The sequence below is a fragment of the Pseudoalteromonas phenolica genome (genome assembly GCF_001444405.1).
In the GTDB taxonomy this organism is placed as follows: Bacteria; Pseudomonadota; Gammaproteobacteria; order Enterobacterales; family Alteromonadaceae; genus Pseudoalteromonas; species Pseudoalteromonas phenolica.
On the sequence record NZ_CP013187.1, the window covers coordinates 3,619,514 to 3,642,718 of the forward strand.

Consider the following 23,205-nt stretch of genomic DNA (forward strand, 5'->3'; position numbering starts at 1 on the left):
TCCGTCAATTAAATCGCAGGCTTTATTGCGATTTTTTCACCCGCTTCTAGCCCAGCCAGTACTTGTACTTCATTGTTATTAACTGCTTCACCTAAGCGCACATAGCGCTTTTGCAATTGCCCCTGCTCAACCACTTCAACCATGGTCAATTGTCCGTAGCGTTTCACGAGTTTACGAGGGATCACAATGGTGACTTGTTCTTCGCCCGGTAGAAAAACTTGCGCATACATACCCGGTTTGACTTCTTTGGCAAAACCGATATCGAGCTTGATGGCAAAACGGCGCGCTTGTTTATCGGCAACCGGTACAATTTCGCTAATTTGCGCATACTCGGTTAAGCCAACGGCAGGCACAAACACTTTTAATTTATCGCCGACTCGTAAAAAAGCAGCTTGTTGCTCGCGCACCGGCGTATGAACTTGTAACTTAGTCGGGTTATACAAAGACACAATCGCCATACCTGGGCTCAGCATAGTGCCAGGCTCTTGTAAGCGCTCTACCACTTTGCCATCGATTGGCGCATGAATTTTGGTGTATCCCAAGGTAACTTGCGTGCCTTCAAGCTGCTGAACCAAAGCGGCTGATTGCGCTTCTAGCTCATTCACTTTGGTTTGCCATTCATCGACCTGATTTTGTGCCACAAGCCCTTGAGTTTTTAACACAACCACGCGCTCTAATTGCTTTTTAGCTTGTGCAAGCTGAGCGTCATTGGCGCTTTGCTTAGCTTTAACTTGCTGTACTTGTGCTTTTAAGTCAGCATCTTCAAGGGTTGCGATTAACTGCCCCGCCGATACAGTATCGCCCGCACGTACATGTAAGGTTTTTAACTGCGCCAGCACACGGCTCGACACGCGCGTATTAAACTTGGCATCGACACTGCCGCTGACAACCTCGGCGCTTTTGACTGCTTGTAAACTCACAGTATGAGTTTGGCCGTTATATTCTTCGGCGAGATTTTTTGTGCCCGCGGGCATTTTTTCGTTAAACACCCCAGCCATGGCCGCAATCGCAATTGCTAACACGCCCATCGCCGCACTGATCCCTGCAATTTTAGTTACTTGTTGCATCTTGCTGCCCCTGTTGCTCGGTTGATTTGAAAACTAAGAAATACACCACTGGCACCACTAACAACGAGAAAATTGTTGAAGCGATAATGCCAAACATAATGGCCAAAGCCAGCCCACTAAATACGGGGTCGAGGATGATCACCGCATTACCCAATAAAGTCGTGCCAGCGGTGAGTAACACAGGTCTCATACGCACTTCACCTGCGCGCACCAAGGCTGCTTTTAATGCCATACCATCTGCTCGAGCCTGATTGATAAACTCAACCAAAATAAGTGAATTACGAATTACAATGCCTGCGAGCGCTATCATGCCTATCATGGCCGTGGCGGTGAATAAAATAGGCTCAGGTGCGCCCGCAATTACGCGTTCGCCAAACTGATTCAATGCCCAAAAGCCCGGCATAATGCCAATCATGGTTAACGGAATGGCTGACATAATAATCAGCGCTAAGCGGTTCGAGCCCGTTTGTATACGCAATATGATAAATATCGCCGTGAGGGCAAAAGCAAAGGCAATGCCCATATCTCTAAATACATCAACGGTAATGCGCCACTCGCCTTCGCCACCAAAGCTATAACTCGTGCCTTCAGGCATTTGCCACCCTTGTGTGCCGCCTGAGTTTAAGAAAGTGCGCGTTTGCCAAGGTTGGTAGTCTTCTTCAGTACGATTTTCATCTGCAACCACATCAGCGATGACTTCAGCAGGCGTGCGACCATTTAACTCCGCCATGACATACACCACGGTTTGTAGGTCTTTGCGCATAATAGGTTGCTCAACATGATGTTGTTGCCACTGACCAAGTTCAGATAGTGCAACCAAAGGTCGAGCAGCACTATCTAGGCCATAATCATTGGCGACTTTACTTAATGCCTGTTGACCCGTTAACTGCACGGCTGCCAAAGACTGCCATTGATTGCGTACTTCATACGGTACTTGCAGTTGCACCGGTACTGGCATGGCTTCATGCGGGGTATATAGCACTCCCGCTGGCATACCTTGGCTCGCTATCTGTAGGGTTTGGCTGATATCTTGGGTGCTAATGCCAGATAACGCCGCTTTTTCTTTGTTTGTCACAAAACGCGCTAAAGGGGCGAGCTCAGCAATAGAGGTGTCGACTTCAACCACATGAGGCTCTTTTGCTAAACGTTTAGCCAGCACATTTGCCGCCTCATGATGCACTTGCGTATCTACAAATGGGTCGGCGGTGACTTCGGCCACTAAGGTGTTTAGCACTGGCGGACCAGGTGGCACTTCGACCACTTTCACCTTGATGCCATTTTGATTGAACCCAGCCAGCGCCTGACGTAAACGCAATACCACCCCATGAGATTGGTGGTCGCGCTCGGTTTTATCGTTCAGTAATACGCGCAAATCAGCAAGATGCGGAGCATGACGGCGGTAATAACCGCGCACCATACCATTGAAGTCCATACTCGAAGGTTGGCCGACATAAGCGGCAACCGCGGTGATTTCGTTAAGCTGCCACGCGGCTTGTTGTACTTGTCGTGCCACTAAGCTGGTTTGCTCCAGCGAACTCCCCTCTGGTAGCTCAACCAATATTTGCACTTCATTCTTATTATCAAACGGCAGCAACTTAAGTGGCACCGCCCTAAATACCGGTAAACTGGCGCTCAGCATAAACAGCACCAATACCGACCACAGCAACCATTTCGCTTTCTTACTCGAGTCTAATAGCGGCATCACTAACTTGCGATAAAGACTCTTGCCTTCACCAATTTCTGGCTCTTCGATTTCATGGCCTTTAAGCAGCTTTTTGGCAAGCCAAGGTGTGACAAAGAAAGCCACAACGGTTGAAACCACCACACTCACTGGCACATTAAACGCCATCGGCGCCATGTAAGGGCCCATCATGCCAGTGATAAATGCCATCGGCACAAATGCCACCGCAATGGTTAACGTCGACATTAACAACGCCACTTTAATCTCACTCATCGCACCAAGAATGCGCTTGCTTGACGAGTCCGATTGCTTGCCATACTTTAAGAAACGGCTGATGTTATCGACGCCCGTGATTGGATCATCAACTAATAAACCTAAAGACAAGATAAGCGCGAATAAGGTGACGCGGTTAATGGTATAACCAAAGGCAAAATCTAGCGCCAGTGTAATGCCATAACAAATAGGCACAGCGAGGCCAACCACAATCGCTGGACGCCAGCCTAGAAAGATCCCAACAAAGACTACCACTGTAAAGACCGCAAAGGCCAAACTCGCAGTCAGGTTATTTACTTTTTCATTGGCCGTTTCGCCGTAATTGCGCAGTACTTTGAAATCCACTTCATGAGGCAATAACTCAGTTTTAAGCTGTGCCATTTTTGCCAGTGTTTGCTCGGCTACCGCCACGGCATTACTGCCTTTTTGCTTGGCAACGCTAATAGTGACAAGGGGCAAATCTTGCTGAGTATCATCAATGACCAACCACTGATATTGATTTGGCTCGCTTGGACCATCGATGACCGTTGCGACATCTTTTAATAATACTTGCTGACCGTTTACGACATTCACCGGCAGGCTCGCCACTTGTATTACATCGCGAAGCACATCGCCCGCTTGAAGTTGGATCTGTTGCTTGCCCGTCACCAGATGACCGACTTGCTGCAATTGATTCGACACTTGCAGCGCGCGTAATACATCTAAAGGCGTGGTTTGGTGTGCTGACAGCGCACTGATATCTAAATTCACTTGAACTTGACGGGTGCGTCCTGCGAGCACTTCAATGGCACTGGTATTTGGGATTTGTTGCAGGTGATTGGATAGCTCTTGAGCAAAGCGCGTGAGTTCATAGTCGCCATATAAACGGGGGTCTTGTGAGTACAAGCCCAACATTAAAATGGGCACATCATCGACTTCTATGGGTTTGATCTGCCAATTGCTGATCACCGGCGCCATTTGCTCTTGATGTGCATAAAGCTTGCTGTAGGTATTGAGAATGGCGTTTTCTCTGTCTTCACCAACATGAAAGCGTAGCGTCACAACCGCTTGACCGGTTTGTGTCGTAGAGTAAACGTGCTCAACACCGGGGATTTGTCGCAATAACTTTTCGAGTGGCTCAGTGACCAAACGCACCACTTCAGGCGCACCTATGTTTGGCGCCTGCACATGAATGTCGAGCATTGGCACCACAATTTGAGGCTCTTCTTCACGCGGCGTAAACTGTAAGGCCATAGCCCCCATTACCAGCGATAAGAACAAGATCACTATGGGAATACGACCTTGCAAACTGGCCGAAATAGCTTTGTCTAATCCCATCATTATTCACCCGGTTGGCAAAAGAGTTGATAAAGCTGCTGCAAAATCGCCTCAACCTTTGGATCGGTAAGGCGGTAGTAAATTGTTTGCGCATCTCGACGGGTGGCAACACATTCAGCCTTTCTTAAAGCTGCAAGATGCTGGGAAAGTGCAGACTGCGCTAACGGTATTGACTCATTTAACTGCGTCACACTCATTTCACCTTGCAACAAGCTGCATAAGATCATCAGGCGATTTTTATTCGCCATCATTTTTAATAACTGCTCTGCTTGCTCTGCGTTATGCGCCATATCTTCAATTTGCATACATGTCCCCAATGTCGATTTTCAACAAGTATAAATCATACATTAGAAAAGTCTAATATTAGATCTTGCTAATTTAGAATTTACTAATAAACTAATTATACCAATCCTCTTAATTAAGTGAGCTATTTTTAGGCAAGAAAAACTTGTCGATAGCAAGGCGAATATTTTGCTATTTAGTTGTTCTAAATAAGAAATTTTCAACGTAGCTAGCGTCAGTTTTAATCCCTAAAAATGATTAAGTATTATTGAGGGTTGGTATTTGACGTCTTCTGAATTTTTGAGGTGATCTATGACAATGCATCCAATACTGCGCTTAATTGCCGGCACTATGGTGTTAATTTCTTTACTGTTAACCTATTTTGTACACGAAAACTTTGTGTGGTTTACGGTATTTATTGCTATAAATTTAATTCAGTCATCTTTCACGCTTTGGTGTCCGATGATCACTTTTTTAAAACGACTCGGTATTAAGGAATAGTTCAATGTTGACTCCTGTTCAAGATGTATTAAAAACAGTTCGTCCTAATCAGCGCTGCATTAGCGCAGAACAAGCAAAGCAAGAAATTCAAGGCAATGAAGGTGTACTTATTGATGTACGAGAACCTCAAGAGCACGCGCAAAAAGCAGCAACCGGTGCAGTCAATGTGCCACGCGGTTTACTAGAATTTAAATTACCTGAAATCGTGAAAGATGCCGCAAAACCCATTTATGTGCATTGCGCTACAGGCGGCCGTGCGGTATTTGCCGCAGAGCAACTGACTCGTATTGGCTATCAAAATGTGACGGTGATCACCTGTAAAGCTGACGATATTTGCAATATTTTCTAACCTTTTGCGCTTTGCCCCTGTGCAAAGCGCTTTTTCACTCTGCCACCACACTGTCATATCACTCTTTAATATTATTTTTATTAGCTTATAAATTAATAAGTTAGAACATGTGACACGCACTGTCTTATGACAAAAAAGGCACTGACATATTACTGTCGGCGCTTTATACTGACGTACCGAATATGCTTATCCCAACTTAATCAAAACAACTAAGGGAATACGCACTATGACTCATAGCATCAACAACGAAGAAAAAGTACTACCTAAGAAGCAGTCTTTTGAATTGTATTTTCAAGATGGGGATAACCAAATCGCCTGTAAAGCAAATATGTTCACTGGAAAGGAATATGTGTACATCAATGATGAACTCGTTTCTGAAAAAAGAAATATTGGTTTTAAAACGGTGCATGAATTCGAATTTGAAGATAAACCATGGCAAGTCACATTCGATGTAATGAACCTAATAACCTGTAGAACAGAGTGTGTTGTCATTAAAAATAAAAAGATTATTGGTCGAAAAATTCTCGACCCATTTTCTTGGAAAGCACTATTTAAATTCTTTATATACGGAGTTATTTTTGGTGTTCTATTTGCCACTCTAGGATACTTCCTTGGTGGTTTATACGGCAGCACGCTTTAGGAGACTGCCATGCAACTAAACCCAAAAACCGTAAAACAGTTAAGAGATAACAAAAATTGGACACAGCAATCATTGGCAGATGCGTGTGGCCTCAGTCTTCGCACTATTCAACGTGTTGAAAAAGAAGGGGTTGCCAGCCGAGAAACCATGATGAGCTTGTGTGCCGTTTTTGAAGTAAAGCAGTCATCCCTAATTAACCTAGATGAAGCTGAGGCTAACAATAGCAGCCAAACGACTACTAACATGAAGCAATATTTAATGACGTTCGGTACTGCGCTATTAGGTGGACTTGCAGGTGCAGGCATGATGTATGTATTCATTGCATAAACAGACCGGTACAGTAACCATCACCATATAAAGGATAAAGGAGTAGATCATGGACAGAATCATCATGAGCTATTACACAAGCAGCTTATTATTGACGACGGTTGGGACTTTGATAAGCATCCGGACGCCACCTTTTTATGCTGACATCATTATGTTATCTATCGCGCTAATGTGCGCAATACTTGGCCATAAACAGAGCCGCGAATAAACAATAACTTCAAAAAATACCGAGGAAAGTATGACAGAGTTAGAACTGACTACCATTGCCATCGTTGATAAACAACTCGACGCCTATAACAACCGTGATATCGACGCTTTTGCTGCGACATATCATGATGATGTTGAAATTCATGCCTTCCCTGGTGGCTTACAATATCAAGGTAAAGATAAGCTGATTGAACGATATGGTCAGAAGTTCGCCTCTTTGAAATATCTCAATGCCAGTTCCCTAAAACGCATGGTCGAGGGCAATATTTTGGTGGATCACGAGCTGGCTGAATCTGCCACTGAGGATGTAAATGTAATCGATAATAGCGTGACAGTTATTGCCGCTTATGAGGTGATTGACGGTCTTATTAAACGCGTGACGTTTATGGGCCGCTGATAGTTACCTTTTATCTTGTTAATCACTCTGAGATAAGAGCAGGTGGTATAGCGGGTAGCTGATATGGGGCAACCAATTTATTAAGTTGTCCTGATTTAGCCAGTTTTATCATCGTTCTTTGCAACTTTATCGCTAGCTTAGTTTTAGCAAATCGTTGACTAAATGCCATATGACCATAGATGTTATTGGTATGACGATAGTTCACTTTCTTTAATTGCTCAAATGGCTGATTGAGTGTTCTCATGGCCACCTCGGCGGTTTCTTCAACTGACAACACCAAATCAACACGACCTTTTAACAGCAAGTCAAACGCCACATGCTCAGAGTTAACAGGTACTCGATTAAGTGTTTTATCTTCATCGAATGCTTTGTAGTATGCAGCCCCGCGCATAACCGCAATGCGCTTACCAGTTAGTTCATCAAAATTATTAACTTCAATATCACTGTTTTTGTTTGCATAAAAGACGAAAGAAGAAGACAACACCATGTATGGCGGCTGCACAAATGCCATGGTTTGTTCACGGCGATTGGTTTTAATCAGACCACCCATGACGTCAACCTGACCTTGGGCAAGCATGCGTACACAACGAGAAAATGGGCATGGTACAGGTTTAATTTTGTAATTTGGGTGAGTTTCTTTTAGTAACTCAGAAAGTATATCTATGATCAACCCTTGGCTTTCACCATGATGGTCAATTTCACTGAATGGGGGCGCGTGATCAACAGCCACATGTACGGTTTGCTCAGCCCAAACCGTTCGGGCAAACAACAAGATAAAAAATGTGATAGCTGTATATTTCGTCAAATCAAATTACCTCTACTCACCTCCCTATTGCTTTGCGTGATTTCTAACTCCATATCAAATGCCACAAAAAACTACACAACTTCACGTAGCGCAACAGGCGCACTGTAACATATGCTCAGTTTAAATTATGCACTTTATGACAATTTATTTACTGTTCGATATGAAGCATGGTTATCTTAAGTATTGGCTTGTTTTGACACTAGTCAAGTTTCAGTTGACCAGTAACAGCTTGGAATGGGCGTAACTCAAAATCAGATAATTTAGCCACCAGATACTCGATGACTTCAGCCTGTAACTGCTCGTAAGGCACCCATTGCGTATTACTACTAAAGCAATACACCTCTAACCCCAGACCTTTTTCACTGGGCGCTAAAGAGCGAACCATCAGCACGCATTCTTTACTGATTTTAGGGTGAGATCTTAAATAATGCTCAGCATATTTACGAAATACAGACACATTACTCAGAGGTTGTGATGCATCTATTTCAAAGTCCAACTCTGTGGCTTTACTGGCAACCTGTTCTCCTGACCAAGTTTGTAAACTGTGCATATCAATATAGATTGGGCGCTTAATACGTCTGCCAGATGATTGCTGCATAGCGCGCCAGTTTTTAAATGAATCAGAAATAAGCTGGTAGGTCGGGATAGTTGTTATCGTGTTATCCCAGTTCCGCACTCGGACAGTATTTAATCCTAAATCGAGCACTTCACCGTCTGCGCCAAAGGCATCAACTTGGATCCAGTCACCAATGCTCACTAAACGATTGGCAGCGATTTGAATGCTCGCTACTAGGCCTAAAATGGTGTCTTTAAACACCAACAGTGTAACCGCCGCAATGGCACCAAAACCCGATAAAATATAAGTTGGCGATTTATCGATTAACAAGCTAATAGATAAAATACCACAAACAATAAAGGTGATTAATTTGGCAACTTGTACTAGCCCTTGGATTGGTACTTCTTTGGCAAATTTCAATTGCTGATAAATGCCATGTCCTAGATTAATAAAGGCACTAAACAGCAAACCCGAAATAATCACTAAGAGAATTTGCCCCACCACTTTGCCAATGGCAAATAGCCACTCTGGTGCAACAAATACCCGCTCAAAAAAGCCTAAAAACAACACACAACAAATTAGCGCTGAAAGACGCCCTGATAACTTGTTAAGCTGAGTACTTAACAGTCCAATACGACTCGGAGAAAAGCGGGTAATCAAATTCTGGAGGCTAGGTAAAACCAATCGACGAGTCACCAAATACAACAAGCAAAGTGCACATAAACCAATTAGATTTGCCACAGTGTGAGTTAACCACTGAGATGCCACTGAGTTCTCAAACCAAGGTTCAATTAGTTGCGTCAAATGTATGTCTGTCATAGTTGCGAAGCTTCCTTCTCTGTCGCGCTACTACTGGTTTGCTGAGCTGATAATATATCTATCTGCGTGTCTTTTTTCTGCCATTGTGCGTTTAAATACTGCTGAAAAGTGACGCGATAAGCTTTATCTTGTTGATAATCCCCCTGCGGCACTTGCGCTAATGGCACAAAATCTAGCTTAACATCAATGGCTGATAATTTGCCTAACATAAAACTTTGAAAAATTTTCTGGCTGTCAGAATGGTATACAAGGGTGGTGCTGATTAAGCCATCTAATTGCTCAGCTAATACTTGAAGTGCGAAGGCCGTACCACCCGCTTTTGGCTTCAAGAGATTCTTAAACGGTGAGCTCTGTCTACGATGCTTTTTAGTCGTAAAACGCGTCCCTTCGGCAAAGTTAATCACCGTTGTGGGATGATGCTTAAAATTTTTACAGCTTTTTTGTGTACGCGCCACGTCCATGCCTTTTAACTTTGGATTTTTCGCAATTTGCGCTTTGCTTGCTCGCTTCATAAATGGCATACCTAAGGCCCAAGCACCAGAACCAATGAGCGGTACATATTTTAATTCATCTTTTAAGAAGAATTTTGGCGCAGGTAAAGCATCGATTGCTGTGAGAACAATAATATCTAACCAGCTAATATGATTTGCAACGAGTAAATACCACCCCTTCCCATTGACCTGCGGCGCGATGTCTGTCGAAAACTGCACGCCACTAAGTTTGAGCGCAAAGTAATTGCCACGACACCAACATTTATAAAAGCGATGGAGAACATGAGATACCAATGCTAAGGGCACCAGTACCTTCACCAAACCCAGCAAAAAGATCAGCGTGCCCCACAATGCGGTATTAAGAACTAAAACAGCTGTCGCGACTGCCCCTCTAATTAATTGCATGACATTTATTAGCACGCGCACCTCCAGAGCCTATTTCAGTTTTTCAAGTTGAGCATCTTTTTGTTCCCAAAGTGTATTAAGTTCTGCTTGAAACTGCACTCTAAACTGATTATCAGCACTATAATCGCCAATGAGTTTGTCATCGACGCCTTGCGTTTCTACATGAACTTGTACACGTTTTACTTTGCCTGAAGCAAAGTCCATGAAGGTTGGAATGCCATCTGGGTAATGAATAGTGACATTCACGATCTGATTTATTTGTTCACCCATTGCCTGCATTACAAACGCGATACCACCCGCTTTTGGTTTGAGTAAGTTCTTAAATGGACTTTTCTGACGTGAGTGTTTTTCAGGTGTAAAGCGTGTGCCCTCAACAAAGTTAACTACGCTTACTGGCATGGTTTTAAATTTTTCACAGGCTTTACGCGTGGTCTCGATGTCTTTACCTTTAAGCTTAGGGTTTTTCTTTAGCTGGCTTTTGCTGCTACGCGTCATGAATGGAAAATCAAGCGCCCACCAAGCTAAGCCTAAGAAAGGCACGTACAGAAGTTCTTTCTTTAGAAAGAAGTTTAAAAAGGGAATTTGATTATGCAGCACACGCTGTAGCACCAAAATATCTACCCAACTCTGGTGATTCGCAATAACTAAGTACCAATCTTTACGCTTTAACGTGTCTAGTCCAGTTAATTCAATCTTGTAGGGGGCAAAAATATTTTGAATTACGCTGTTAGTCGCTACCCAATTACTGGCACAACCTTTAGCTAATACACCAAATAAAGTTTGTAATGGCTTGAAAGGAATAAGTTTGATCAACCCGAAGAGGAAGATAGGAACAAACCAGAATAATGTGTTCAAACAATAAAAAATAAGACTAAAAATACTGCGCAAAAACGACATGAATGACTTCCTTTACCACAACATAAGTATGGCGATACACCTTATATCACCATATATCTTATGAATAATACCGTTTTTTGCGCAAACACTAAAGCCGAGGCTAAAACTCGAACTAGTCTTCGAAGTAGGTATAGCCCTCTAGACCCGCTTGCAATTCAGCCAAATACTGCTGTTTCTGCGATTCAGAAATAGCTAATCCAGACACTAATTGCTGGAAGTTTTTTGCAAGAGAACTTGGCTCATAATGCACGAATTTTAGTACATCTGTCACACTATCACCTTTGATGGCGTTTGTTAGCTGATATCCGTCTTCTGTCATTTCAACATGTACTGAGTCGGTGTCACCAAATAAATTATGTAAGTCACCTAAGATTTCTTGATATGCGCCGACCATAAACATCGCAATATGATATTGGTCACCCGTATTATATTGCGGAATTGGCAAACTCGCTTCTATACCTGTCCCTTCAACATATTCTCTGATCTGACCGTCAGAGTCACAGGTAATATCTTGAATGATCGCACGTTGAGTCAATGGAGTATGCAAGTTTTCTATTGGCATCACAGGGAACAACTGCTGAATCCCCCACACATCAGGCAGTGATTGGAATAAAGAGAAGTTAACAAATAACTTATCGGCAAGCTTTTCATTTAAGTCGTCTAACACTTCACGATGTGCACGCGATTTACTATCTAGCGCGCTGCGCACTTTATGCAAAATAGTAAAGTAGAGCTGCTCGATTTGTGCCCATTGCAACATACTCACTAAGCCGTGCACATATTGGCCATGCGCTTCGCTGAATAAATGCATCGCATCGTGATAGCTTTCAAGTGCCATACGCGGCGACACTTGCTGATATACGCCATATAGCTCTTGTAGAATAGCGTGCGCATCGGGTTCAGGTTGATTCACTTCGACCTGATTAGGGGCTGTTTCAACATCAATCACATCAGTGATCAACACCGCGTGATGCGCTGTCAGTGCACGGCCTGATTCTGTGATAATTGCAGGTTGAGTTAAACCATGTTGCTCGCACACATCCGCAAACGCCGACACCACATTTTTCGCATACTCTTCAACCGTATAGTTCATAGAGCAAGCACTGCGTGAACCCGAGCCTTCATAGTCAACACCTAAACCACCGCCTACATCAACGGTGCAAAGTGGGACGCCTATTTTAGAAAGCTCAGCAAAGTGACGCGCACATTCTATTAGCGCACGTTGGATGTCACGGATATTGGCGATTTGCGAGCCGATATGAAAATGCACCAACTGCATTAAGTGCAGCTTGCCCGCGGCTTTTAGCATCTCAACCGCTTCAAGCACTTGACCTGCAGTAAGACCGAACTTACCTTTTTCACCACCGGTATTTTGCCACTTACCTTTACCAACCGAGTTGAGGCGAATGCGAATGCCAATGGCGGGTTCAATGCCTAAGTCATCGATTTCTTTCAGTAACGTTATTAATTCAGACAGTTTTTCGACCACGATATTAACGTGATGACCCAACGCTTGACCAATACATGCCAAACGTAAAAACTCACTATCTTTGTAGCCGTTACAGACAATTTTAATCGGTTGTTTTGCCAAGCCCAAAATGGCCATCAGCTCAGGTTTAGAACCTGCCTCTAGACCAACTTTGCCACTTGGGTGAGCAAGTAACTTGCTAACGACTGAGCGCTGCTGGTTTACTTTAATTGGATAAACACACGTGTAGTCGCCCTGATACCCTTTATGTTCGCACGCTTTTGCAAACGCATTAGTCATGGTATCGACTCTGTCTTGCAGTATGTCGGTGAAACGAACTAGCACAGGTAAAGTCAAACCCTGTGCTTTGAATTCTTCAGTTAATTGTGTGAAAGAGATCGGCGCCTTGTTTTGACATTTATCAGGAAATGCAACCAACTCACCCTGTTCATTAATATCAAAATAGCCATCGCTCCAATGGGCTACATTATATGTTGCTCGCGCGGTATCTAAACCCCAAGTCATCTCGGCCTCTTAAAACAAACTAACAAAGCATGCATTTTAATATGCAGTTTGCGCATTTGCGACTGTATTTTTACTCATTTTGCTCAGTTGCAGCTAAGCTATAAATTAACACTCTACTTTTAACGCTACCACGTATTGAAATAAGTGTTTTTAGTTGCAGTTCAGAGTAAGACGGCACAAATTAAAAATGGAAAACACTGGGGAAGATTGAAGTATAAAAAATTGCCCCAACATCATTAAATAAAGATTGAGCATAAACTCAGGCGCTGGCAAAATGCGCCGTTAACAATTTACAGTGTGATTTAATTCTTATGTCGAATTTAGAAGCAAACCGTTGGTTTACCGAGATCAGTGATCGTGATGGCAGTGCGTTTTCTTTACGCATCAATAAAAAGCTTGATGAAATTCAGTCTCCTTTCCAAAAAGTTGAGATGTTTGAAACAACTGATTTTGGCAACCTGATGATCATTGATGGTTGTACTATGGTAAGTACTCGTGAAAACTTCTTTTATCACGAGATGATGAGCCACCCTGCGCTATTCTCACACCCTGCACCTAAAAATGTCGTGATCATTGGTGGTGGTGACTGCGGTACATTACGTGAAGTACTTAAACACCCTGATGTTGAAACAGTAACGCAAATCGACATAGACGAAGTAGTGACGCAAATGTCACTGAAGTATTTCCCTGAATTATGTGAGTCAAACAACGACCCTCGTGCAACTGTGATGTTTGATGATGGCATCAAGTACATGCGCGAAGCAGCACCAGAATCAATTGATGTGATCATTGTTGATGGCACAGACCCAGTAGGTCCAGGTGAAGGTTTATTTAACCACGCTTTCTATACAAGCTGTCTAAATGCGCTGCGCCCAGGCGGAATCATGATCCAGCAAAGTGAATCACCATTAATGCACATGCCATTGCTTCTAGAAATGCGCGATGCAATGAAAGACGTCGGTTTTGCTGATTTACAAACACTGCCCTTCCCGCAACCAATCTACCCAAGCGGTTTATGGTCGGCAACGATGGCACGTAAAGGTGAACAGTTCGATGGTTTCCGTGAGCAGGATGTAGAAACTGCGAATTTCGATACTGAATATTACAATGTCGGTATTCATCATGGCGCATTAGCTACACCTAACTTTATGAAGCGCGCGTTTGATAAGTAATAGTCTGCATTGCAGCAATAAAAAAGCCCGATTTGCATCGGGCTTTTTTGTTTATGTTTTTGGTTTGAGATTAAAGCACTAAGTGCTCATCAAGAAAGGCTAGCACTCGCTTGTAATATTTTGCTCTATGTTCTGGTTTATAGAATCCATGCCCTTCATTTTTTAACAACATGTATTCATATGGGTGCTTCGCTTTTTCCAAGGCATCAATGAGAGATTCAGCCTGTTCTATCGGCGCGCGTTCATCATCACCACCATGCACAATAAGCACTGGCGCTTTGAGCTTATCAATATTATAAGAAGGCGAGTAAGCTTTAAGCTTTGCTTCATCTGTACCCAACACTTGAGTTAGGTATCTTTGACCAGAACTGCGCTCTGCAACATCACCCTCTTCAAACATAAGCTGTAGGTCATAAACACCTACAACACCAATTGCGCATTTAAACATATCTGGTTCAATAATTGAGCTTTGCAGTGCTGAGTAACCACCAAAGCTGGCGCCCATGATGCACATATTTTTAGGATCTGCGTATCCTTGTTCAATGACATACTTAGTCGCATCTATGATGTCATGCTGAATTGCAGAGCCCCACTTTTGGTGACCTGCATGTTCAAATGCACGACCATATCCACCTGAGCCTCTAAAATTCACTTTTAAAACAGCAATACCGCGGCTGGCAAGCAATTGTGCATCTGAGTCAAATCCCCACCAATCTCTCGGGCCATGTGGACCGCCATGAGGCATTACCACTAGTGGTAGGTTTTTAGCTTCTTTGTTGAAAGGTAAAGTAAGGTAACCATGAACTTCAAGGCCATCTCTCGCTTTAAATGAAACAGGCTTGGTTTCTGCCATCAAACGGTAGTCAATACCTTCCTTTGTGTTAAACAGAAACTGTAACTTATTCTTATCGGCATGGAACAAATAATATGTGCCCGGATTAATATCACTGTGAGCATACACTATCGACTTATTCGCATCTAATGTTGAACTAACTAGCTGAATCTGTTCACCAGGCAAAGACTGTATTAAATCTTTTAAACGTTGAGTCATTTTTGCTGTGTTATCAACAAAGGCATAAGTGGGGTAACCAGGCTCTAGTTCTATGGCAAAAAGCTCATGATTGACATTATCAACCCATAACTTTTTAGGTGAGACCACTTGATCTTGAAGTAGTTTTTTCACCTTGCCAGACTCTAGATTTAATTCAAAAACGCCCTCTGCCTCACCCGATTCAGACGCTGTGATGTAGATATTTTTGCCACTACCATCAAATGCATGCAGATTAATATCTGTGAGATTTGCATTGAGTTTAAACTCTCTCCAATCATCTTTATCGTTATCTCTAATGTGGATGGTTTGATTTATGTAATCATCTGTCGACAACGATACTCTCACATGTCCTTGATTGTCAGTTAAAAAAGCTGCCATTCTTGAAGGAGAGCGGGTAATTCTTTTTCGCACACCCGTTTTTACGTTCACTCGGTATACGATAGTTGTTGGCTCTTTACTTGCATTCCATGGAATAGTGTAAACCAACATATGTTTATCATCATTTATCAACGGGTCTAATATGTAAGAAGTGCCATATACTGCTGACGCTCTTTTTAAAAGAGAGCCAGTTTCCATTGCTCCTTGATAACCGACCAAGTATTTATCACTAGAGCCATCAGCATCAACACCAAAAAGTTCGCCATGATAAACAGGATGATCTGTCCAGCCTTTAACATAAAGCTTTTGCATTACCAAACGCTCACTATTAACCCACTGATAAGAACCTACTTCTGAATTACCTGAGAACCTGACAACATTCTCGATTTTATTTTCTTCTAGGTTTAGTACAAATAGTCTCTTACGGCCTTCTACTTCAGAGGTAAAGCTGAGATACTTTCCAGTCGGTGAAATTTTGACTCGTGAGTATTTTTCACCAGAACTAAACGCTTCAATTGGTATTTGCTTCGCAGCTATTGTTTGTCCAAATAGCAACGACAATACTAAAATCCCATATGTTATTATTTTCATTTTATGTCCATTCTGATTAAAAATTTCGGCTTAACACTAAAGTTCTTGTATTGAATTTGTAAACAAAAATATCATTCTTAATTTTATAAGCATAGAAAAAAGCCCGATTAACTCGGGCCTTTTTATGTGTTTTACTAATTCGAAATTAAAGCACTAAGTGCTCATCAAGAAACGCTAAAACTCGCTTGTAGTAATCGGCTCTATGCTCCGGCTTATAAAAACCATGTCCTTCATTTTCTAACAGCATATATTCATAAGGATGCTTTGCTTTTTTCAAGGCATCAACCAAAGATTCTGCCTGCTCGATTGGCGCTCGTTCATCATCACCACCATGGACAATAAGCACTGGCGCTTTGAGCTTATCAATATTATAAGAAGGCGAATAAGCTTTAAGCTTTGCTTCATCTGTACCCAATACTTGTGTTAAGTACCTTTGACCAGTACTACGTGCTGCCACGTCACCTTCTTCAAACATCAATGGCAGGTCATAAACACCTACAACACCAATCGCGCACTTAAACATATCTGGCTCAATAATCGAACTTTGTAGTGCTGAGTAGCCACCAAAACTGGCGCCCATGATGCACATATTTTTAGGATCTGCGTAGCCTTGTTCAATCACATACTTAGTCGCATCTATGATGTCATGCTGAATTGCTGACCCCCACTTTTGGTGACCTGCATGTTCAAATGCACGACCATATCCACCTGAACCTCTGAAGTTCACTTTTAAAACGGCGATGCCACGATTGGCAAGCAACTGTGCATCTGAGTCAAAGCCCCACCAATCTCTCGGACCATGTGGACCACCATGAGGCATTACTACTAGTGGTAGATTTTTAGCTTCTTTATTGAAAGGCAAAGTAAGATAACCATGAATTTCAAGGCCGTCTCTCGCTTTAAATGAAACAGGCTTGGTTTCTGCCATCAAACGATGGTCAATACCTTCCTTTGTATTAAATAAAAATTGTAACTGATTTTTATCAGCATGATACAAATAGTAAGTACCCGGATTAATATCACTACGAGCAAGAACAATAGACTTAGTCGCATCAACCGTTGTACTGACCAGATGAATTTGCTCGCCTGGCAAAGACTGTATTAAGTCTTTTAAACGTTGAGTCATTTTTGCAGTATTATCAACAAAGGCATAAGTTGGGTAACCTGGCTCTAGCTCTACAGCAAAAAGCTCATGATTAACATTATCAACCCATAACTTTTTAGGTGAAACTTCTTCGTCTTGAAGTAATTTTTTTACCTTGCCAGATCCTAGGTTTAATTCAAAAACGCCCTCTGCTTCTCCCGATTCAGACGCTGTGATGTAGATCTTTTTACCACTACCATCAAATGCATGCAGACTAATATCAGTAAGATTTGCATTGAGTTTAAACTCTCTCCAGTCATCTTTATCGTTATCTCTAATGTGGATGGTTTGGTTTATATAATCATCTGTCGACAACGACACTCTCACATGTCCTTGATTGTCAGTTAGGAAGGCGGCCATTCTTGAAGGAGAGCGGGTAATTCTTTTTCGCACACCCGTTTTCACGTTAACTCGGTATACGACAGTTGTTGGCTCCTTGCTGGCACTCCACGGAATCGTATACACCAACATATGTTTTTCATCATTAACTAATGGGTCTAAAATGTATGAAGTACCGTATAAAGGTGTCGCTTTTTTCAAACGAGAGCCTGTTTGCATCTCGCCTTGATAACCAACCAAGTATTTACCACCCGAGCCATCAGCATCAATGCCAAAAATCTCGCCATAATATAATGGATGATCAGTCCAACCTTTTAGATATAACTTCTGGAGCGCTAAACGCTCATCATTAACCCATTCATAGTAGCCGACTTCAGAGTTGCCACTAAACCTGACCACGTTAACGATTTTATTCGTTGCCAACTCTAAAACAACAAGGCTATCTCGGCCTTCTACATCAGAGGTAAAGCTTAAGTACTCTCCAGTAGGTGAGAGCCTAACTTGGGAGTACTTTGAGCCAGCACTAAACGCCTCTATTGGTATTTGCTTTGCGGCGATTGTCTGCCCAAATAACAATAATAATACCAATGCCCCATAAATTATTTTTTTCATTTGATATTCATTCCTTTTAAAAATATCAGTTTACCATTAAAGTTTTTGTCTTCAAATTGTAAACAAATTTGTCATTATTAATTTCATTTTTTCGAAGTTAATCACCCAGCTTATTCTTAACCATCAGCAAACTTCAAATAGCCTGAATGTGAAAGGCCCCCATGGTTAGTATCAATCTCAATCATTTTGAGGGATTAAAACTCAAATTTAGTGGTGTTAGAAGAAATTATATAGCTTTTTGAATTACTGGGTTTTGGACTGGCTAGTCATTAAGGTAAGTACTCTAACTGAGTGACAGCAAAGTCATCATTAAAAAGGCCCTAGTAGTAATATAGGGCCTTCATAATGCAGGTGAATAACTAAGACTGTGCCAATGTATCGTTTATATATTGGTTCACTTGCTCTTCTAAGACAAACAGTGGCACTGAACCGTGGCGTAAAATCTGGTGGTGGAACTCACGAATATCAAACTTATCACCTAAACGTGTTTCAGCTTCTTTGCGCAGACGCTTAATCGTCAACTCACCAATTTTGTACGACAATGCCTGTCCTGGCCATGATATGTAGCGATCAGTCTCGGTTTTTACGTTATGTAACGATAAAGCCGTATTGTCTTGCATAAACTTCATTGCTCTATCTCGGCTCCAACCAAACATATGCATACCGGTATCAACCACTAAGCGCGCTGCACGCCACATTTCGTAAGTTAAGCGGCCAAAGTTGCTGTATGGGTCTTGATAGAAGCCCGCTTCTAGCCCTAAATATTCAGAATATAAACCCCAACCTTCACCAAATGCAGAGATGTACGCATTTCGGCGATAACTTGGTAAGTAATCTAGTTCTGCGTTTAAAGCGATTTGTAAGTGATGGCCTGGTACTGCTTCATGCAGTGTTAACGCTTCTAAAACATAGAGTGGGCGCTTATCAAGTGCATAAGTATTTACCCAATAAAAGCCTGCTTCATCGTCTTTACGTGCACCTGAATAACGGCCCGTTGTGTATTTAGGCGCAATGCTCGCTGGTACTGGGGCAACACCGTATGGACGACGTGGCAATGTGTGGAACAACTTAGGCAGTTGTGCATCCATTTTTTTAGCAATGAAAGACGCTTCTTTTAACAGTTGTTCGGGCGTTGTGGCATAAAACTGCGGATCGGTACGTAAGAAGTGCACAAACTCAGCGAAGCTACCTTCAAAGCCTACTTGCTTGATGATTTGCTCCATTTCCGCGCGGATTCTAGCAACCTCTTGTAAGCCTAGCTCATGGATTGCTTCTGGGGTCATATCCGTAGTGGTGTAATGCTGAGCGCGATTAGCATAGAAGGCTTTGCCATTCGGTGTAGTGCTTATACCAATCTCTTCACGTGCAGCAGGACGATATTCTGTTGTGAAGAATGTGAAATAGTCTTGGTACGCAGGAATAACCGATTCTGACAACACTTGTTTTGCTTGCGCCTGCAAAGCCTGCCATTCAGCATCATTTAATTTCGCAGTATTTGCTTTAAATGGTGCAAAAAACTCAGATTCTTCGATATTTTCAAGAATATATGCAGAGATCGACTCTTCGTAGCCTACAAGCACGGCCTGTGGCTGAGTTAAGCCCGCTTTCATTCCTTCTTTCATCCAAGCAATATTTTGCTGAAAAAATCGAGGGACTTGTGAAAGGCGCTTTAAATATAACTCAAAGCCTGCTTTTTTTGTAAAGTCATGGCCTCGGACCATAAAAGATAAACTTGAATGAAAACCATACTCAGAGGTCAGGGGCATGTAATGTGCGTTAAACCGGTATTCGTCTACTTTATTCTGTACTTGAGCACGAATAATCGTGTGATTAATCTGATTTTCACTGCTTAATCCTGACACATCAATACTGTCTAACTGTGCTAAAAAATTAACTCGTTGTTTATTTTGCTCTGCTAACACGGTCGCAGATAAATTTGGTAACAAGTAATCAGCATTTAAATCTTTTCGTGAATATGGGCTGATCTCGCCGCGATAAGTTTCAATTTGATTCGTTAGTTGGGTAAACTGAGAATCTAAAGAATGGCTAGTAAGTTGACAGCCCGACAGCGCAAGTGTGACCGAAAAGACACAAGCACTGAACAGGCGACTAGGTCGAACATTTTTCACTTTTATTATCCTGTAACTGATTTATCGCTACCTTATCGACTTTAAAAGCAACGATGCAATAAATTGCGACCAGCTTATAGTAGGCACTAAATATAAAACCATATTTATTTGTTACATAGAAACTCATACTTTTTGCTCGCATTTCAATCAAAAAGCCCCTCTTCTCTTTATATTTGCAGCTTTGAAGCAATTTTTGCTTTGCAAAAAACCAGAAAAAAAGTAGTCTGGGGCAGTTGTGATGGATCACAGTATTTTAGAGGGAGGTTGCTTGTATTTTGTTTGATTTAGTATGCGGTAGTAACATCATGTTTCATGATCCAATGGTAATAGCTCAAGAAAAAATGACTAAGGTCTGTATGTTCTTAGAGCAACATCACCTACCTCCCACGCCACTAAATTATCAGGTCGCTTACACTTACATCAGTAAGTCACACAACGAACTCAACCAAACTTTGGACTATGCCATCAGGCAAGGCCATAACATCGATAGTATTTTTATCGAACAACTTTACTTTGAGCACTTAAACCGCAGCCATGAAATGGAAGCGAGTATGCTGAAAAATGTTGATGGTGTCGTGACCAACCTCGCTAATTCTGCACAGCAATCTCAGCGTAGTATTACCAACTTTGCAGAACAAGTAAGTATTTGTGTTAATAGTTTAGACGAACACAATATTGCAAAAACGAAGCATGCTCTGACTCAACTTGCCAAACACACTGAAGTTATCCTTCAACAACATAAAAAGTTCAAAGAAACACTTCAGAAAACCCGTTTAATGCATCGCGAGGCTAGGCAACAACTTACCAAATTACGTAAAGAACAACTTATCGATGTTCAGACGGGGTTGTATAAGCGTCATTACTTAAATCAACAGGCGCAACTGTGGATCACGCAAGACAAACCTATGTGTGCCATTTCCATCCAAATTAATAATTTACATGAGTTTTCAGAAGACTTTGGTGATTTAGTTAGTGAAGTCGTGCTAAACAGAGTGGCTAAGAAAATTCAAAAGTATGTCTTTGAGAGCGGCTTGCCTGGTCGTACTGCCAAAGATGAGTTTGTGGTATTAATGTCAGACATTGAACCAGACACTGCAAATATTATCGCAGAGAAGATCCGTGTTGGTGTAGAAAAACTCAAATTTGTCAGTTCAAAAAGCGATAAAAATTTACCAAAAGTCGATTTATCTTTTGGTATTGCAAAACGCAATGACGAAGAGAACTTTAACGCTTTAGCCCGTAAAGCCACTCACGCAGCACATAAAGCACACTCATTACAACAATCAGCCTTTATTGCGCTGTAACAAACAAAGTCTAAATTTCCCAAATTCATCTGTTATAAATTGCACCTCTTAGCCGCAATAAAGTACACTATGGCTTGAAAATTCAATGCCAAACAATTAGAGAAGCAAAGATGAAAGAGTCGCAACACAACACCACTGATTTTGGTTACAAAACCGTCGATCGCGAAGCAAAAGCCTCTATGGTTGCCGATGTATTCCATTCCGTTGCGGCCAAGTATGACATCATGAATGATCTTATGTCGTTTGGTATCCACCGCCTTTGGAAACGCCAAGCGATTGCTTGTGCTGGTGTTCGTAAAGGCCATCGCGTATTAGATCTTGCTGGCGGTACCGGTGACTTAACAGCAAAATTCAGCCAACTCGTCGGTGACACCGGCCAAGTTATTTTAGGCGACATCAATGACTCTATGCTGAAAGTCGGCCGTGATAAATTGCGCGATTTAGGTTTAGTCAGCAATATTGAATATGTACAAATGAATGCTGAGGCGTTGCCATTCCCTGATAACAGTGTCGATGTGATTACTATTGCATTTGGCTTACGTAACGTCACAGACAAAGACGCTGCTCTACGCTCTATGTATCGCATTCTTAAGCCGGGCGGCCGTTTACTGGTATTAGAGTTTTCAAAAACAGACAATGAAGCGCTATCAAAGCTTTATGATTTTTATTCTTTCAATATTTTGCCGAACATGGGCAAATTGGTTGCGAATGACAGTGAATCTTACCGCTACCTTGCTGAGTCCATCCGCATGCATCCAGATCAAGAAACACTTAAAGGCATGATGGAAAACGCGGGCTTCGAACAAACAACATATCAAAATATGACAGGCGGCATCGTCGCATTACACCGAGGCTTTAAGTACTAGGATCGACTATGTTGACGACGCTAGCCTGCGCAGCCATTGAAAATGCGCTCAATCTGCTTTTAGATAAAGAGCCTAGCTTAAAGCTAGCGCTTGATCAGGTTAAGCATAAAACTTTGGCCGTTGAGATTAGGGACTGGAATACAACTTATGCACTCACTTTCACTGGCAGACAGTTTATGCTGTTCAACAACTACCAAGAGCAAGCAGAGTGTAAGATCAGCGCACATTTAGAGACTCTACCAGAGCTCAAAGATCCCAGTGTCATGACACAACTTATTCGTCAGGACAAACTGGACTTAGAAGGTGACTTGCATTTAGCACAAGCCTATAGCGGCGCTTTTGCCAAATTAGACATTGATTGGGCTGAACACCTATCTGCTTACATCGGTGATGCTCCAGCACAACTCATCGTCGAAAAAGGTCAACAAACCAAAGCGTGTTTAAGCCACAGTGCCACAACCTTTGCCGGCACTTTCACGCAACTTATGCAAGATGAACTGAAAGTTGCGATTCATCCATTAGAATTGCAACAGTTTAAACAACATACACGCGCTATAAAACAACATGCAGCGCAACTCGAACAACGTATTGAACAACTTTTAAATCGCTAAG

General features: G+C 42.2%; 21 protein-coding genes. 10 read left to right on the forward strand and 11 right to left on the reverse strand.

What is annotated here, in order from left to right; translation table 11 throughout:
• Nucleotides 1–8: 8 nt before the first annotated feature.
• The 3 genes from PP2015_RS16350 to PP2015_RS16360 are packed head-to-tail and all read right to left on the reverse strand — an operon-like array spanning nucleotide 9 to nucleotide 4,643.
• A complete protein-coding gene (locus tag PP2015_RS16350; RefSeq protein WP_058031313.1) occupies nucleotides 9–1,067 on the reverse strand; it encodes an efflux RND transporter periplasmic adaptor subunit in 1,059 nt (352 codons plus the stop codon).
• Nucleotides 1,051–4,341 (reverse strand): efflux RND transporter permease subunit, encoded by a 3,291-nt coding sequence (locus PP2015_RS16355; RefSeq protein WP_058031314.1) that lies wholly within the window; start codon nucleotides 4,339–4,341, stop codon nucleotides 1,051–1,053. Before PP2015_RS16355 ends, PP2015_RS16350 begins: the two co-directional genes overlap by 17 nt.
• Complete coding sequence (locus tag PP2015_RS16360) at nucleotides 4,341–4,643, reverse strand: ArsR/SmtB family transcription factor (protein WP_058031315.1); 303 nt, start codon at nucleotides 4,641–4,643, stop codon at nucleotides 4,341–4,343. The genes PP2015_RS16355 and PP2015_RS16360 overlap by 1 nt, the downstream gene beginning before the upstream one ends.
• Before the next feature lie 289 nt (nucleotides 4,644–4,932).
• Between PP2015_RS16360 and PP2015_RS16365 the strand changes: the two genes are divergently transcribed.
• The 6 genes from PP2015_RS16365 (at nucleotide 4,933) to PP2015_RS16385 (ending at nucleotide 7,041) form a co-directional block, all read left to right on the forward strand.
• Complete coding sequence (locus tag PP2015_RS16365) at nucleotides 4,933–5,121, forward strand: YgaP family membrane protein (protein WP_058031316.1); 189 nt, start codon at nucleotides 4,933–4,935, stop codon at nucleotides 5,119–5,121.
• A gap of 4 nt (nucleotides 5,122–5,125) precedes the next feature.
• Complete coding sequence (locus tag PP2015_RS16370; protein WP_058031317.1) at nucleotides 5,126–5,470, forward strand: rhodanese-like domain-containing protein; 345 nt, start codon at nucleotides 5,126–5,128, stop codon at nucleotides 5,468–5,470.
• A gap of 226 nt (nucleotides 5,471–5,696) precedes the next feature.
• Nucleotides 5,697–6,110, forward strand: a complete 414-nt coding sequence (locus tag PP2015_RS16375) for a hypothetical protein (protein ID WP_058031318.1) — start codon at nucleotides 5,697–5,699, stop codon at nucleotides 6,108–6,110.
• Nucleotides 6,111–6,119: 9 nt separating this feature from the next.
• Nucleotides 6,120–6,437 carry a helix-turn-helix domain-containing protein gene (locus PP2015_RS16380; RefSeq protein ID WP_058031319.1) on the forward strand — a complete coding sequence of 106 codons (318 nt, stop codon included), beginning with the start codon at nucleotides 6,120–6,122 and terminating at the stop codon, nucleotides 6,435–6,437.
• Between the two features lie 49 nt (nucleotides 6,438–6,486).
• Nucleotides 6,487–6,645, forward strand: coding sequence for a hypothetical protein (locus PP2015_RS21915; RefSeq protein WP_157599096.1), 159 nt, complete (start codon nucleotides 6,487–6,489; stop codon nucleotides 6,643–6,645).
• Nucleotides 6,646–6,675: 30 nt separating this feature from the next.
• Nucleotides 6,676–7,041 carry a nuclear transport factor 2 family protein gene (locus tag PP2015_RS16385; RefSeq protein ID WP_058031320.1) on the forward strand — a complete coding sequence of 122 codons (366 nt, stop codon included), beginning with the start codon at nucleotides 6,676–6,678 and terminating at the stop codon, nucleotides 7,039–7,041.
• 22 nt (nucleotides 7,042–7,063) lie between these two features.
• Here PP2015_RS16385 and PP2015_RS16390 read toward each other — a convergent pair whose 3' ends face one another.
• From PP2015_RS16390 to speA, 5 genes are all read right to left on the reverse strand, one after another.
• Nucleotides 7,064–7,846, reverse strand: a complete 783-nt coding sequence (locus PP2015_RS16390; protein ID WP_227009219.1) for a substrate-binding periplasmic protein — start codon at nucleotides 7,844–7,846, stop codon at nucleotides 7,064–7,066.
• A 199-nt stretch (nucleotides 7,847–8,045) separates the two neighbouring features.
• Nucleotides 8,046–9,221: a mechanosensitive ion channel family protein gene (locus tag PP2015_RS16395; protein WP_058031321.1), complete on the reverse strand. Its 1,176-nt coding sequence runs from the start codon at nucleotides 9,219–9,221 to the stop codon at nucleotides 8,046–8,048.
• Nucleotides 9,218–10,117, reverse strand: coding sequence for an acyltransferase (locus PP2015_RS16400; protein WP_058031322.1), 900 nt, complete (start codon nucleotides 10,115–10,117; stop codon nucleotides 9,218–9,220). Before PP2015_RS16400 ends, PP2015_RS16395 begins: the two co-directional genes overlap by 4 nt.
• A 30-nt stretch (nucleotides 10,118–10,147) precedes the next feature.
• A complete protein-coding gene (locus tag PP2015_RS16405; RefSeq protein ID WP_058031323.1) occupies nucleotides 10,148–11,014 on the reverse strand; it encodes an acyltransferase in 867 nt (288 codons plus the stop codon).
• Between the two features lie 112 nt (nucleotides 11,015–11,126).
• Nucleotides 11,127–13,007 (reverse strand): biosynthetic arginine decarboxylase, encoded by a 1,881-nt coding sequence (gene speA, locus PP2015_RS16410; RefSeq protein WP_058031324.1) that lies wholly within the window; start codon nucleotides 13,005–13,007, stop codon nucleotides 11,127–11,129.
• Between the two features lie 311 nt (nucleotides 13,008–13,318).
• Here speA and speE point away from each other — a divergent pair, with 311 nt between their 5' ends.
• Complete coding sequence (gene speE / locus PP2015_RS16415; RefSeq protein WP_058031325.1) at nucleotides 13,319–14,179, forward strand: polyamine aminopropyltransferase; 861 nt, start codon at nucleotides 13,319–13,321, stop codon at nucleotides 14,177–14,179.
• Between the two features lie 70 nt (nucleotides 14,180–14,249).
• Here the strand turns inward: speE and PP2015_RS16420 are convergent, their stop codons facing one another.
• The 3 genes from PP2015_RS16420 to PP2015_RS16430 all read right to left on the reverse strand — a co-directional run bounded on the left by PP2015_RS16420 (nucleotide 14,250) and on the right by PP2015_RS16430 (nucleotide 20,423).
• Nucleotides 14,250–16,199, reverse strand: coding sequence for an alpha/beta hydrolase family protein (locus PP2015_RS16420; RefSeq protein WP_058031326.1), 1,950 nt, complete (start codon nucleotides 16,197–16,199; stop codon nucleotides 14,250–14,252).
• Nucleotides 16,200–16,344: 145 nt separating this feature from the next.
• Entirely contained in the window at nucleotides 16,345–18,294 is a 1,950-nt protein-coding gene (locus tag PP2015_RS16425) for an alpha/beta hydrolase family protein (RefSeq protein WP_058031327.1), read from the reverse strand.
• A 359-nt stretch (nucleotides 18,295–18,653) separates the two neighbouring features.
• The gene (locus PP2015_RS16430; RefSeq protein ID WP_058031328.1) at nucleotides 18,654–20,423 is read right to left on the reverse strand and encodes a DUF885 domain-containing protein; all 1,770 of its coding nucleotides are present in this window, start codon (nucleotides 20,421–20,423) and stop codon (nucleotides 18,654–18,656) included.
• A 320-nt stretch (nucleotides 20,424–20,743) separates the two neighbouring features.
• Between PP2015_RS16430 and PP2015_RS16440 the strand changes: the two genes are divergently transcribed.
• The 3 genes from PP2015_RS16440 (at nucleotide 20,744) to PP2015_RS16450 (ending at nucleotide 23,204) form a co-directional block, all read left to right on the forward strand.
• Nucleotides 20,744–21,727 (forward strand): GGDEF domain-containing protein, encoded by a 984-nt coding sequence (locus PP2015_RS16440; protein ID WP_083496656.1) that lies wholly within the window; start codon nucleotides 20,744–20,746, stop codon nucleotides 21,725–21,727.
• A 110-nt stretch (nucleotides 21,728–21,837) separates the two neighbouring features.
• Complete coding sequence (gene ubiE, locus PP2015_RS16445; protein WP_058031330.1) at nucleotides 21,838–22,593, forward strand: bifunctional demethylmenaquinone methyltransferase/2-methoxy-6-polyprenyl-1,4-benzoquinol methylase UbiE; 756 nt, start codon at nucleotides 21,838–21,840, stop codon at nucleotides 22,591–22,593.
• Nucleotides 22,594–22,601: 8 nt separating this feature from the next.
• Entirely contained in the window at nucleotides 22,602–23,204 is a 603-nt protein-coding gene (locus PP2015_RS16450; protein ID WP_058031331.1) for a ubiquinone biosynthesis accessory factor UbiJ, read from the forward strand.
• The last annotated feature ends 1 nt before the right edge of the window (nucleotide 23,205 follow it).

Coding starts and splice junctions, on each gene's coding strand:
- PP2015_RS16370 (WP_058031317.1), top strand. CDS start 5,126: ATGTTGACTCCTGTTCAAGATGTATTAAAAACAGTTCGTCCTAATCAG.
- PP2015_RS21915 (WP_157599096.1), top strand. CDS start 6,487: ATGGACAGAATCATCATGAGCTATTACACAAGCAGCTTATTATTGACG.
- PP2015_RS16350 (WP_058031313.1), bottom strand. CDS start 1,067: ATGCAACAAGTAACTAAAATTGCAGGGATCAGTGCGGCGATGGGCGTG.
- PP2015_RS16375 (WP_058031318.1), top strand. CDS start 5,697: ATGACTCATAGCATCAACAACGAAGAAAAAGTACTACCTAAGAAGCAG.
- PP2015_RS16355 (WP_058031314.1), bottom strand. CDS start 4,341: ATGATGGGATTAGACAAAGCTATTTCGGCCAGTTTGCAAGGTCGTATT.
- ubiE (WP_058031330.1), top strand. CDS start 21,838: ATGAAAGAGTCGCAACACAACACCACTGATTTTGGTTACAAAACCGTC.
- PP2015_RS16450 (WP_058031331.1), top strand. CDS start 22,602: ATGTTGACGACGCTAGCCTGCGCAGCCATTGAAAATGCGCTCAATCTG.
- speE (WP_058031325.1), top strand. CDS start 13,319: ATGTCGAATTTAGAAGCAAACCGTTGGTTTACCGAGATCAGTGATCGT.
- PP2015_RS16405 (WP_058031323.1), bottom strand. CDS start 11,014: ATGTCGTTTTTGCGCAGTATTTTTAGTCTTATTTTTTATTGTTTGAAC.
- PP2015_RS16400 (WP_058031322.1), bottom strand. CDS start 10,117: ATGCAATTAATTAGAGGGGCAGTCGCGACAGCTGTTTTAGTTCTTAAT.
- PP2015_RS16425 (WP_058031327.1), bottom strand. CDS start 18,294: ATGAAAAAAATAATTTATGGGGCATTGGTATTATTATTGTTATTTGGG.
- PP2015_RS16380 (WP_058031319.1), top strand. CDS start 6,120: ATGCAACTAAACCCAAAAACCGTAAAACAGTTAAGAGATAACAAAAAT.
- PP2015_RS16395 (WP_058031321.1), bottom strand. CDS start 9,221: ATGACAGACATACATTTGACGCAACTAATTGAACCTTGGTTTGAGAAC.
- PP2015_RS16420 (WP_058031326.1), bottom strand. CDS start 16,199: ATGAAAATAATAACATATGGGATTTTAGTATTGTCGTTGCTATTTGGA.
- PP2015_RS16440 (WP_083496656.1), top strand. CDS start 20,744: ATGGTAATAGCTCAAGAAAAAATGACTAAGGTCTGTATGTTCTTAGAG.
- PP2015_RS16365 (WP_058031316.1), top strand. CDS start 4,933: ATGACAATGCATCCAATACTGCGCTTAATTGCCGGCACTATGGTGTTA.
- speA (WP_058031324.1), bottom strand. CDS start 13,007: ATGACTTGGGGTTTAGATACCGCGCGAGCAACATATAATGTAGCCCAT.
- PP2015_RS16385 (WP_058031320.1), top strand. CDS start 6,676: ATGACAGAGTTAGAACTGACTACCATTGCCATCGTTGATAAACAACTC.
- PP2015_RS16360 (WP_058031315.1), bottom strand. CDS start 4,643: ATGCAAATTGAAGATATGGCGCATAACGCAGAGCAAGCAGAGCAGTTA.